This window comes from Ruegeria sp. CH2 (genome assembly GCF_056537065.1).
This window is the reverse complement of the sequence record NZ_JBQFQV010000013.1, coordinates 48,275-59,618: the sequence shown is the minus strand read 5'-3', so window position 1 is coordinate 59,618 and position 11,344 is coordinate 48,275. Positions and strand designations below refer to the sequence as shown.

11 protein-coding genes are annotated in these 11,344 nt (G+C 58.5%); 5 read left to right on the top strand and 6 right to left on the bottom strand.

Annotation, left to right across the window (positions count from 1 at the left end):
• Nucleotides 1-158: 158 nt before the first annotated feature.
• On the bottom strand, nt 159-1,706 hold the full coding sequence (locus tag ACR0M9_RS16205; RefSeq protein WP_480774100.1) for a DUF2125 domain-containing protein: 1,548 nt from the start codon (nt 1,704-1,706) through the stop codon (nt 159-161).
• Nucleotides 1,707-1,813: 107 nt separating this feature from the next.
• Between ACR0M9_RS16205 and ACR0M9_RS16200 the strand changes: the two genes are divergently transcribed.
• From ACR0M9_RS16200 to ACR0M9_RS16190, 3 genes are read left to right on the top strand one after another with little or no spacing between them, the layout of a single operon-like run.
• Nucleotides 1,814-2,557: an SDR family oxidoreductase gene (locus ACR0M9_RS16200; protein ID WP_480539630.1), complete on the top strand. Its 744-nt coding sequence runs from the start codon at nt 1,814-1,816 to the stop codon at nt 2,555-2,557.
• The gene (locus tag ACR0M9_RS16195) at nt 2,554-3,162 is read left to right on the top strand and encodes an enoyl-CoA hydratase/isomerase family protein (RefSeq protein WP_480774099.1); all 609 of its coding nucleotides are present in this window, start codon (nt 2,554-2,556) and stop codon (nt 3,160-3,162) included. Before ACR0M9_RS16200 ends, ACR0M9_RS16195 begins: the two co-directional genes overlap by 4 nt.
• Nucleotides 3,159-3,896, top strand: coding sequence for a VOC family protein (locus tag ACR0M9_RS16190; RefSeq protein ID WP_480493885.1), 738 nt, complete (start codon nt 3,159-3,161; stop codon nt 3,894-3,896). Before ACR0M9_RS16195 ends, ACR0M9_RS16190 begins: the two co-directional genes overlap by 4 nt.
• Here the strand turns inward: ACR0M9_RS16190 and ACR0M9_RS16185 are convergent, their stop codons facing one another.
• Complete coding sequence (locus ACR0M9_RS16185; RefSeq protein ID WP_209599595.1) at nt 3,897-4,193, bottom strand: HNH endonuclease; 297 nt, start codon at nt 4,191-4,193, stop codon at nt 3,897-3,899.
• A gap of 48 nt (nt 4,194-4,241) precedes the next feature.
• Between ACR0M9_RS16185 and ACR0M9_RS16180 the strand changes: the two genes are divergently transcribed.
• The gene (locus tag ACR0M9_RS16180; RefSeq protein ID WP_480539623.1) at nt 4,242-5,426 is read left to right on the top strand and encodes a TIGR03862 family flavoprotein; all 1,185 of its coding nucleotides are present in this window, start codon (nt 4,242-4,244) and stop codon (nt 5,424-5,426) included.
• A 1-nt stretch (nt 5,427) separates the two neighbouring features.
• Here the strand turns inward: ACR0M9_RS16180 and holA are convergent, their stop codons facing one another.
• From holA to ACR0M9_RS16160, 4 genes are all read right to left on the bottom strand, one after another.
• Nucleotides 5,428-6,456 (bottom strand): DNA polymerase III subunit delta, encoded by a 1,029-nt coding sequence (gene holA / locus ACR0M9_RS16175; RefSeq protein WP_480774098.1) that lies wholly within the window; start codon nt 6,454-6,456, stop codon nt 5,428-5,430.
• Nucleotides 6,453-6,944 (bottom strand): LPS assembly lipoprotein LptE, encoded by a 492-nt coding sequence (gene lptE / locus ACR0M9_RS16170; RefSeq protein ID WP_267364334.1) that lies wholly within the window; start codon nt 6,942-6,944, stop codon nt 6,453-6,455. The genes holA and lptE overlap by 4 nt, the downstream gene beginning before the upstream one ends.
• A complete protein-coding gene (leuS, locus tag ACR0M9_RS16165) occupies nt 6,931-9,468 on the bottom strand; it encodes a leucine--tRNA ligase (RefSeq protein ID WP_480774097.1) in 2,538 nt (845 codons plus the stop codon). The genes lptE and leuS overlap by 14 nt, the downstream gene beginning before the upstream one ends.
• 72 nt (nt 9,469-9,540) lie before the next feature.
• Nucleotides 9,541-10,026 carry a DUF3576 domain-containing protein gene (locus ACR0M9_RS16160; protein ID WP_480484184.1) on the bottom strand — a complete coding sequence of 162 codons (486 nt, stop codon included), beginning with the start codon at nt 10,024-10,026 and terminating at the stop codon, nt 9,541-9,543.
• A 281-nt stretch (nt 10,027-10,307) separates the two neighbouring features.
• Here ACR0M9_RS16160 and ACR0M9_RS16155 point away from each other — a divergent pair, with 281 nt between their 5' ends.
• Nucleotides 10,308-11,327 (top strand): porin, encoded by a 1,020-nt coding sequence (locus ACR0M9_RS16155; protein ID WP_480539619.1) that lies wholly within the window; start codon nt 10,308-10,310, stop codon nt 11,325-11,327.
• Nucleotides 11,328-11,344 lie beyond the last annotated feature (17 nt).

The window sequence follows — 11,344 nt, the reverse complement described above, 5'->3', positions numbered from 1 at the left end:
GGTTGATTGCCAAGGACCTAGCCTCGCACTGCCCGCCCCGCAAGACCTATGACCGGATTGGGCTGTGTGGATCGTGATTAATCCATGCCGCTACCAAGTTTTGCACAAGGTTCCCAGGAATGGAAAGGGCCGCACTGCGCGGCCCTTTCAGATAGGTATCACTTGATACGCTGGCCATTCGCCAAAATCTGGCCGTCTTCGGTGAATTCGATGGTCGAGTTCAGGGTGTCAGGCTCATCGCCGGGGACCGCCATCAGACCCATCATCATCCGCGCGCCCAGCGCATCGTCATCCGAAATGAGGCCCATGCCGATCAGCGTATCGATCAGCTGATTGGCGCCAACAAGTTTCAGGTTCGCCACGCCGCTTGGGCTGGGCATTCCCCCAAACTCTTCTGTGTTCGAATTGTCGAAGGCGAAATCGCCATCACCTGTCAGTTTGGCACCAACCAACGAAACCAGAAGCTGGCTGATTTTCAGCGAATGCAGCTCACCCGGAGCTTCGTCCGACTCGACGTCGATTTCTGGATCGAAGATGTTCATCAGAACTTTTGCCGTGCCGGTCGTGTCCAGCGCAATTGTCGCCGGATCGCGGGGCAGCGCGCCTGCCGGGTCAAAAATGCCCCACAGGACATCAGACATGGTGAAATCGGTCATGTTGAGGCCAAATGCAAAGGGCTGTATTTCGTCCGATTGCTGGATCGGGAATTCGAAATTCAACCCTGCGCTGGCCATGGACAACTCGATCGGGAATGGCAGGTCTGCTGTTGTAACCGCCAGTTTGGTGCTGTTCTGCGCGATGTCATAGGCGATACGCTCGGCGTCGATGCTGGCGGCAAAGCGTCCACCTTCCGAGGTGCTGTTCATCGAGAACGCCTGGCCTTCGCTGGTCCCGCTCAGATCGGTGCTGCCGGATGCATAGGTAAACGTGCCATCAAAGGCGAAACCCGCTTGGTAAAACGCCTGCGGATCAGACATGTCAAAATCCAGCGGGATCACGTTTTCGCCTTCAAAGGCCAGTTGGCCCAGTTGGCCATTGATCAGCCCGCTTTCACCGTTTTCCGGATCCTGAAAGTTCAGGTCATAGGTCAGTGTATCGCTGTTGAATGTCTGGGTGATGCTTCGGTGTTCGCCGATTTGCATCCGCGACCGACCGGCCAGATCACCTGCCTCGACCGCGATGCTGAAAACCTCGTTCGGCAGCGGTTCGCCATCAACTTCAATCGAATCCAGCGCAATGCCCAGTTTGTCAGCAGTGTAGTCATAGGTCATGTCTTCGGGTGTACCCGAAACGACCATGTTCAGCTGGCTGTGCGAATAAATCACTTTGGCTGCAAACTCTTCATCGTCGGCTGTTCCCGTGACGTCCATGGGAAAGCTTTCGGGCAATCCGATGGTAACGGTTCCGTCACCATTTTCGGTCAGCGTCATTTCCGGCATGACCATCTGGAACTGCCCGTCTTCTTCCGGAAAGGTCAAAGAAAGTGTCATGTTCGAAATAGTGGTGACGTCACCGGCGATGCTTTCGTCACCTGTAACGGTGTAGCCCATTGAAGTGAAATAGCTTTTCCAGTCGGACCAGACATCATTTGCAGTAAGGTCGGCGAACGCGCCCTGGGTCGCAACGGCGTAAGCCAGAACAGCACCGCAGCTGCGGTGGAAGAAAACGGACATAAGGTAACCCTTCTTGATCAATTTGCGGCGCATGGTCGGGGTTGCGGCACCTATCGTCAAGGGGGCAAGGGCTGGACCATTTCCCCGTTTCCGCGTTACGGCTGTTGCCGGGATCGATAACAATGCGTGAGGAGAGGCGAATGCAGGGGAAAACAGTTCTGATAACCGGGGCCAGCCGTGGCATCGGGGCCGAAGCGGGGCGCGTTTTTGCCGCAGCCGGGGCCAATGTCGCATTAGTGGCCCGCAGCCGAAATCAGATTGATGCCTTGGCCGCTGAACTGGGTGATCAGGCCATCGCGCTGGCCTGCGATGTCAGCGATTTCGCGCAGGTCGAGCAGGCTGTGGCCACATGTGTGGATCGGTTCGGTGGGCTGGATGTTCTGATTGGCAATGCCGGTGTGATCGATCCAATCTTTCATCTTACAAACGCCGATCCTGAGGCCTGGAGCAAAGCCATCGATATCAACCTCAAAGGTGTTTTCTACGGGATGCGTGCGGCATTGCCGGTGATGCGGGCCGCCGGCGGCGGAAGCATTCTGACCGTCTCGTCCGGCGCGGCGTCCAACCCGGTTGAGGCGTGGAGCCATTATTGCGCGTCAAAGGCCGGGGCAAAAATGCTGACGGAATGCCTGCATCTGGAAGAAGCCCAACACGGTATTCGCGCCATGGGGCTGTCGCCGGGGACGGTTGCCACGGATATGCAGCGGTCCATCAAGGCAAGCGGCATCAATCCGGTCAGTCAACTGGACTGGGACGCGCATATTCCCGCAGACTGGCCAGCACGTGCCTTGTTGTGGATGTGTTCCAAGGACGCGGATGAGTATTTGGGAACGGAAATCTCGCTGCGTCTGGAAGACATCCGAAAAAGGGTTGGGTTGATATGATCGACCTGAGGAAAGAGGATGGCCTGTGGGTCGTTACGATCAACAATCCCGAAAAGGCAAACGCCCTGACCGGAGCGATGCTGAATGAACTGGTCGGGATTGCAGAGGCCGCAACCAGCGCGCGGGCGCTGATCCTGACGGGCGCGGGCAAAGTGTTCAGCGCGGGGGCCGATCTGGACGAGGCGCGCGCCGGTCTGGCCACCTCTGACGTCTGGGAAAGACTGTCCGGTGCCATCGCCGCATTGCCCTGTCTGACCATTGCCGCGTTGAACGGAACTTTGGCTGGCGGGGCCAATGGCATGGCTTTGGCCTGTGACCTTCGCATTGCGGTGCCAACGGCCAAGTTTTTCTATCCGGTGATGAAGCTGGGGTTTCTGCCGCAACCGTCCGATCCGAAACGGTTGGCGGCTTTGGTGGGCCCGGCCAGAACCAAGTTGATCCTGATGGCAGGTCAGAAGATCACCGCGCAAGAGGCTTATGACTTTGGTCTGGTTGACCGGATCGTCGAGCCCGATCACCTGATGCAAACCGCGCGTGAGTTTGTGACAGACTGCGTGAACGCTGACCCCGTTGTCGCCGCGGACATCGCAAGGATGTGTTCATGAGGATTTCGGCCGTTCGGTTGCGGGTCGCTGACCCGGAAAGACTGGCCGTATTCTATCGCGACGTTCTGGGTATGCGGGTTGACCGGCAGGGGTCAGGTTACCGCGTCGGCTACAACTCGGAAGATGCGGACCTTCTGCTATTGCCGGGTGGTGGCGGATACACCCATGACCGGGGCCAAAGATATTGGAAGATCGGAATTACCGTTCCTGATGTCGATCTTGCGGCAGCGCATCTGCGCGCGCTGGGTACTGCGGTAAGCACGCCGAGCCAGTTTCTGGATATCGGGTACATGTGCCATCTGGCTGATCCCGAAGGGTTTGTCATCGAATTGCTGCAACATGATTTCGAAGGTAACAAACCGGCGCAGGCGGCGGACCGGGACGCTCCGTTTGCGCAGGCCGGGATCGGTCAGATAACCCTTCGGACCGGTGATATCGCAGGTGAAGACGCGTTTTGGCGCGCGCAAGGTGTGTCCTTGCTGTCGATGCAGGAGGTGGCCCCCCATGGCTTTGATCTGCATTTCTACGCTTTTACCGACGAAACCCCTCCAAACCCCGATTTGTGGGCCGTCGAGAATCGCGAATGGTTGTGGAAGCGACCGTATACGACATTGGAGTTCCAGCATCTTGCGGGTGCGCAGTTTGCGCCCGTACCGGATTACCGGGGAATAGTAGTCGAGGGGTTGGCCGCACCTTTGAAAGACGCCTTTGGCGATCCGGTCCTGCCTGGCTGATCACCTGTTGCGTCGCTTGCCCGGAACTTTCGACCGAAATCCGGGTGGGCGTTTACGCACCCAGATCAGGAATTTCTCAAGCCTGGGATGCGCGCGCAAGGCTGCGACCGTGTTGTAACTGCGCGCCAGTTCGGCCTCGGTCAGGGTGGCATGGACCTCTTTGTGGCAAATCTGGTGCAGAAGAACGGTGGGTCCGCCCTTGCCTCCTTTGAGTTTTGGGATCAGATGATGCAGGCTGCCACCCCCGCTGGGGATTGGGCGGTCGCAGAGCGGGCAGATCGGATCGTTGTTCGCCATGATGGTTTGAAACTTGCGTCGATGGACGGCGAAGGCAAGAGGGTGCGAATGGCGCAGGCAGTCGTGATCGGAGCAGGCCCCGCAGGGTTGATGGCGGCCGAGCAACTGGCCGAGGCCGGGCATTCCGTGCTGGTTGCCGAAGCCAAGCCTTCGGTTGCGCGCAAATTTCTGATGGCAGGTAAATCGGGGCTGAACCTGACAAAGGACGAACCGCCTGAGACACTGATGCGGTCGTATGCCAATGCGGCGGACTGGTTGCGCCCGATGATCACCGCCTTTGATGCGCAAGCCGTGCAGCACTGGGCGCGTGGATTGGGCCAGACATTATTCACGGGCTCCACCGGGCGGGTTTTTCCCGAGACCATGAAGGCGTCGCCCTTGTTGCGCGCATGGCTTGCGCGACTGGACGCAGCCGGGGTTGAGATCAAAACCCGTTGGCGATGGAAAGGTTGGGAAGCTGATGCGCTGGTATTTGAGACCCCGGACGGGCCGCAAAACCTGATTGCTTCTGTAACCGTTCTGGCACTGGGCGGGGCAAGCTGGGCCCGCCTTGGGTCGGATGGTCAGTGGGCGCAAATCTTGTCCAGCAGGGGCGTGGAACTGGCACGGTTCGAACCTGCGAATTCAGCCCTGTCGGTGGACTGGAGCCCTCATATGCAGCCACATTTCGGGGCGGCGCTGAAATCGGTTCGGTGGATGGCCGGTGACCAGGATAGCCGCGGCGAGGCCGCAATCTCGGCAACCGGGCTGGAGGGAGGCGGGCTTTACACCCTCACCCCTGCTTTGCGCAATGGGCAGCCACTTTATGTCGATCTGGCACCTGATCTGGACCTGCAATCCTTGCGGGCGAGATGGTCGTCCAGAAAGTCGAAAACCACGTTTTCGCAATGGATGAGAAAATCGTTGAACCTGTCACCGCAGAAGATTGCCGTGTTTCACGAGATGGCAAAACGCAGTCAGTTGCCGCTGCCCGGCGAAGTGGAGGTTCTCAAGAAACTGCCAATCCTGCACGCGGGGCTGCGACCGATGGATGAGGCCATTTCGACGGCAGGCGGCGTGAAACGATCCGCGTTGGATGACGGGTTGATGCTGAAAACCATTCCGGGTGTATTCTGCGCAGGTGAGATGCTGGATTGGGAAGCGCCAACCGGGGGCTATCTTTTGACGGCCTGTCTTGCCACGGGTCGCTGGGCCGGTCGGGCCGCTGCCGATAGGCTGGATCAGGTCAGATAACTCAGCGCGACCGCGCAAGCATCGCCAGACGAATCATAGCACGCTCAACCAGAGCCATTGAGGGGGCTGTCTGTCCGGCGGATCGCAGGGAGAGGTCGGTATCCGTTAGAACGGTCAGCGCAGTTTGCAGCTTGGGCGCCCCCCAGCCCTGTGCCTGACGCAGAATACGGTCACGGCGTTTGCCGTAAACCGGCGGACGCAACTTACCGATACCCTGCGCAGCACCACCCGGATCCGAGGCGCAGGCATAAAGTGTGCGGAAATGCCGGGTTGCCCCAATACACAGGGTTACCCCGTTGGTGCCTTGTGCCTGCAACCGCCGGATCAGCGGCCCGATCTCACCGGCGCGGCCTTCGGCAACCACGTTCAGCACGTCGTCAAGCGCCGCCTCGGTCGAACGCGGGGCGCAGACTTCGATGTCTTCCATGGTCAGCTCAGAGTTGTCACCACGCTTGTAAAGCGACAGTTTCTCAACGGTTTGGGTGAAGTCACCGGGGCTGAGACTGTTGGCCAGTTCGCTGATGGCAGACATGACATCGTGGGGGATGTTTTTCAGCTGCGCTTCGGTCAGAACCCGCTCGACCTCTGCGCGCGATGGCGGGTCGTCATAAATGCCTATCGCATAGGCCGCAGAATGCCCTTCGAACGCTTTACGGATTTTCGAGTTTGGTTTCAGCTGACCAGCCGTCACGATGATCTGAGCGTCGCCGGGGACCCAATCTTCAAGCGCGGCCAGAATCACAGGCGCGGCGGTTTCGGTGGCGTCTTCCACAAACACCGCACGCGGGCCGGGGAAAAACCCAACCGCCTTGACCGCGTCCAGCAGCGACGCCGGATCGCCGCGCAAATCACCGCCCGGCAGGCGGGCCAGGCGCATTTCCTCTTCCGCACCGGGACCAAGCAGTGCGGCCAGAACCTGTTGCCGCTTAAGCGCCACCCGCATGGCATCCGCACCATAGATCAGCAGCCCGGTCTTGTCCGCATCCGGCTTGGCGAAATACCCGTCAGCCTCGCGCGGGCTCAACTTCATTTGGACAAGCCCGGCGTAGAATACAGGCGGTTCACGATATGCCCGGACAGGATCACCATCAGGCGTTCTTTCGCATCGCGTTCGTCAGCCAGCGTCGACACGGTAGAGCCCGAAGCAGAATAGCCCACAAAATCGGTTACGGTGCCGGACGCCGCGACTTGCCCGGTTTCGTTGGATTTCAACGCGTATTGCGCCCGTCCATCAATCGTGTACCGCGTTGTCTCGTTCGTCGTGGTTATGGCCGCGCCGCGGGTTTCGGTCGAGACCTGAACATCCAGAGTGTAATCGCTGACAGATCCCGCGCTGCGGCCCAGTTGGTGTTCAAGGTTCTGAACCAGAAGATAGCTTTCGACGGTATTTGGCGCAGATACCGCCACCCGACCGAACAAGGCTGAGCCCGACCCGCCCGGAGCATAAACCGGTTGGAAGCCGCAGGCAGCCAGTACCAGCGGCATCACAAGCAATGTTCTGCGATCAAACAACGACATTCACAATCCGGCCCGGAACAACGATCACTTTTTTCGGCGCGTTGCCATCCAGCGCCTTTTGGACAGCTTCGGTGCTGAGCGCGATATTTTCAACCTCGGCTTTGTCCATATCTTTCGGAACGCTGATTTCCGCGCGACGCTTGCCGTTGATCTGGATCGGCAGGGTGACGGTGTTATCAACCAGCATCGCCTCATCCGCGACGGGCCACGGGGCGACAGCCACTAGGCCCTCACCGCCCTGATGCGCCCAGATATCTTCTGCCAGATGTGGTGTCATCGGTGACATCAACTGGGCCAGAGTTTTGATCGCTTGTTTCTGAGCCGCCGCTCCGGCCTTGGATTTTGCCAGTGTATTGGTGAAAGCATAAAGCTTGGCGATGGCGGCGTTGAAGCCAAAGCTTTCAACACCCAATGTCACGTCACGGATGGTTTTATGCATCTCGCGCAACAGGTCCTCATCGCCTTCGCCCGCTACATCGGCGTCCATAGCGCCGATCCTGTCGCAAAGGTTCCAAACGCGATTCAGATGCTTATAGGCGGCTTCGGCCCCTGCCGCCGTCCATTCCACGTCTCGCTCGGGTGGCGAATCGGACAGCACGAACCAGCGGGCCGTGTCGGCCCCAAAGGCTGAAATGATGCTGACTGGATCGACCACGTTTTTCTTGGATTTCGACATCTTGGCCGAAGGGATGATTTCGACCTCAGTACCATCGGCCAGTTTGCCGTCGGTCACATCCTCGGGCAGGTGATAGACCGGCCGTCCGTTGGCGTCGCGCGTCTGGTAGATCTCATGCGTCACCATGCCTTGTGTGAACAGCGCGTCGAACGGCTCGATGGCCTTTTGGGGCAAGTGACCGGTGAGGTTCATCGCCCGCGCGAAGAAGCGTGAATACAGCAGGTGCAGAATCGCGTGTTCAATGCCGCCGATATATTGGTCGACATTCATCCAGTATTCGGCCTCGGCCAGATCGGTGGGTGTTTCCGCACGCGGAGCGGTGAAACGGGCGAAATACCACGACGAATCGACGAAGGTATCCATCGTGTCGGTCTCGCGCTTGGCCGGTGCGCCACAAGACGGGCAGGCGCAATCGCGCCAGGTCGGGTGTCGATCCAGCGGGTTGCCGGGTTTGTCGAATGTCACATCGTCGGGCAGGCGGACCGGCAGGTTTTCCTTCTTCTCGGGCACCACACCGCAGCTTTCGCAATGCACGACGGGAATCGGACACCCCCAATAGCGCTGACGGCTGAGGCCCCAGTCGCGCAGACGGTATTTGGTGACACCCTCGCCCCAACCGGCTTTTTCAGCAAAATCGACGGTGGCGTTGATCGCCTCGTCACCTGTCGCCTCGGTCAAACCTGCAAAATGGTTCACCCAGCGAACTTTCTCGGTTTTCGGCGGGACGAATGCAATTTTGTCGACCGGCGTGTCGTCATGCAGCGCAAAGAAGGTATCGACCACAGGCAGGCCGTACTTGCGGCAGAAGTCGAGGTCGCGCTGGTCATGCGCAGGGCAGGCAAAGATTGCGCCAGTGCCGTAATCCATCAGGATGAAATTGGCGATCCAGACCGGCAGTTCCCAGCTCGGGTCCAGCGGGTGCTTGACCTTGATGCCTGTATCAAAGCCCAGCTTTTCGCCAGTTTCGATGGCTTCTTCCGTGGTGCCACCTTTGCGACATTCGGCCACAAATTCAGCCACTTCGGGGTCTTCGGCCTCAAGCTGTTTTGCGATCGGGTGATCCGGCGAGATGCCAACGAAAGATGCGCCCAGCAGCGTGTCTGGGCGGGTTGTATAGACGGTGATCGGCTCTCTGCCATCAGTGCGTTCAAAGCCGAATTGCAGGCCGCGCGACTTGCCGATCCAATTCTCCTGCATCAGGCGCACCTTGGCGGGCCAGTTGTCCAAATTCTCCAGCGCGTCCAGCAATTCTTCGGAATAGTCCGAGATCTTGAAGAACCACTGGGTCAGTTCGCGCCGCTCAACCAGTGCGCCCGAACGCCAGCCACGACCATTTTCAACCTGCTCGTTGGCCAGAACGGTCATATCGACCGGGTCCCAGTTCACCACAGCGTTTTTGCGATAGACCAGCCCGGCATCAAGCATATCGAGGAACAGCGCCTGTTGTTGGCCGTAATACTCAGGGTCGCAGGTCGCGAACTCACGTGACCAGTCGATGGACAGGCCAAGTGGTTTCATCTGATCGCGCATGTCTGCGATGTTGCTGTAGGTCCAGTCCTTCGGATGACCCCCGATGGCCATCGCGGCATTTTCCGCAGGCATCCCGAATGCGTCCCAGCCCATCGGGTGCAGCACGTTGTGGCCCGTCGCCAGCTTGTGCCGCGCGATGACGTCACCCATCGTATAGTTGCGCACATGCCCCATATGGATTCGGCCAGACGGGTAGGGAAACATCTCAAGCACATAGTATTTCGGCTTGTCCGCCTTGTGGTTGGCGGTGAAGATCCCGGCCTTGTCCCAGGCCTCTTGCCATTTTGCTTCGATTTCGGTGGCCGAGTAGCGCGACATTTTGCGGTCCTTCGTGAATGAAAACGCCGGGTAGGAACCCGGCGTGGTAATATTGTGATTTTCGGCGGGTTGCTAGAACTTGTTGTCCGCTATGCGTAGCTGTCGGGCGCGCGACAGAATCGCATCCTCGACTGCGCGGGATGTTGCCGCACTCACCGGGGCCCCTCCGCTCGATTGAAGCGCTACCGACAACGAGCGCGCGGCAAGCGCCGGATCGCTGATATGAACGGTAGCCCGGTAGGATCGGCCGCCGCCCGGAGGTGTGCCGTAACCCGTTACGATTACGCCAGTAAACGGATCAACCTCCTGCACGGGCAGGAAGCTCAGTACATCCAGTGAAGCCGCCCACAGATACCGGTTTACGTTTGTGGTCTGCTCGGCGGTGCTGCGGTCAAAGATATCCCAGATAGTTGCCCGATCGGGGTCATTCAGCTCTTGTTCGTCCGAATTGCCGCCAGCGATGTTGGGGGAGTATGTTGTCGAAGCGTTTCGATTCTGCCCACATGCCGAAAGAGCAGCGGTCAGCAGGATCATTCCCAAAATCGTCGGCAGGCGCATTGCAAACAGGTCCTGTTTCACTTGTTCTACAGTATTCAGGGGATACTCCTAGCCAAGGACCCCCGCTGCAACAAGCCCATTCTTCTGAAATGTAAGTGTATCAGCTGCATCGGGGCGAAAACTGACTGTGGCATCCTTGCACCAATTTGACCTCAATGACGCCGACGTCTTTATGCCAAGCTTGCGCAAAGGGGGCAAAAAGAGCGAAACGGTGTCCGTGCTGAGACATGTGCCGAGGCATATGTCGAGTAGATAACTCTTTTGAAACCGAGGGAAACAAGATGAAAAAAGTTCTCTTCGCATCGACGGCGCTGATTGCGACCGCAGGCGTTGCAGCAGCTGAAGTTAACTTCAGCGGTTATGGCCGCTTTGGTATTGGTTACGTTGAAGATCGTAGCGGTACCGTTGTAAACGTCCAGACAACCGGTACCGCGACAGGCGTTGGTACTGCCGTTGTTCAAACTGACGACGCGATCCTGGTTTCGCGCTTCCGTCTGAACATCGACGGTTCTGCAGAAACCGACGGTGGCGTTCGTTTCGAAGGCCGCGTTCGTCTGCAAGCTGACGAAAACAGCGGCAACGGCGAAGCAAACCGCGCTGGTCTGAACGGTGCACGCTTCTCGGTCATCTACGGTGGCCTGCGTGTTGACGCCGGTAACGTTGCAGGTGCCTTCGACAACCTAGCAAACTACTACGGCAACGAAGTTGGTCTTGAGCTGTTCGCAGGTCAGTACTCGGGTGTTAACTACAACTTCCTGGGCTACACTTCGACCGGTTCGGGTTCGAACGCCGTGTTCTTCCAGTACTCGGTTGGTGACTTCTCGTTTGGTGCATCGTACGACCAAGCGACTGTAGCTCTGAACGGCGTGCCTATGGACGCAGACCGTTGGGACATCAGCGCAACCTACACCTTCAACAACATCACAGCTGCTTTGGCCTACGGCCAGACCGACGCTGGTGTTGCTGGTGTAAGCGATCCGAGCCTGACCGTTCTGACCCTGGGTGGTGAATGGGGTGACTTCGGCGGTACTCTGTTTGTTGCAGACGACGCAACTCAGGTTGCAGCAACTGACGGCACCGCATGGGGTCTGTCGGCAACCTACAACGTTGGCGCCGCAACAACCCTGATCTTCGCTTACGGCGACGGTAACGCATCTGCTGATACTCAGCAGGTTGCTCTTGGCGCGATCTACGACCTGGGCGGCGGTGCATCGCTGCGCGGTGGTATCGGTGTCAACGACTGTGACAGCTGCACAGACTCGACCTTCGTTGCTGACTTCGGTGCTCAGTTCAACTTCTAAGCTGATCTGAACCGCAA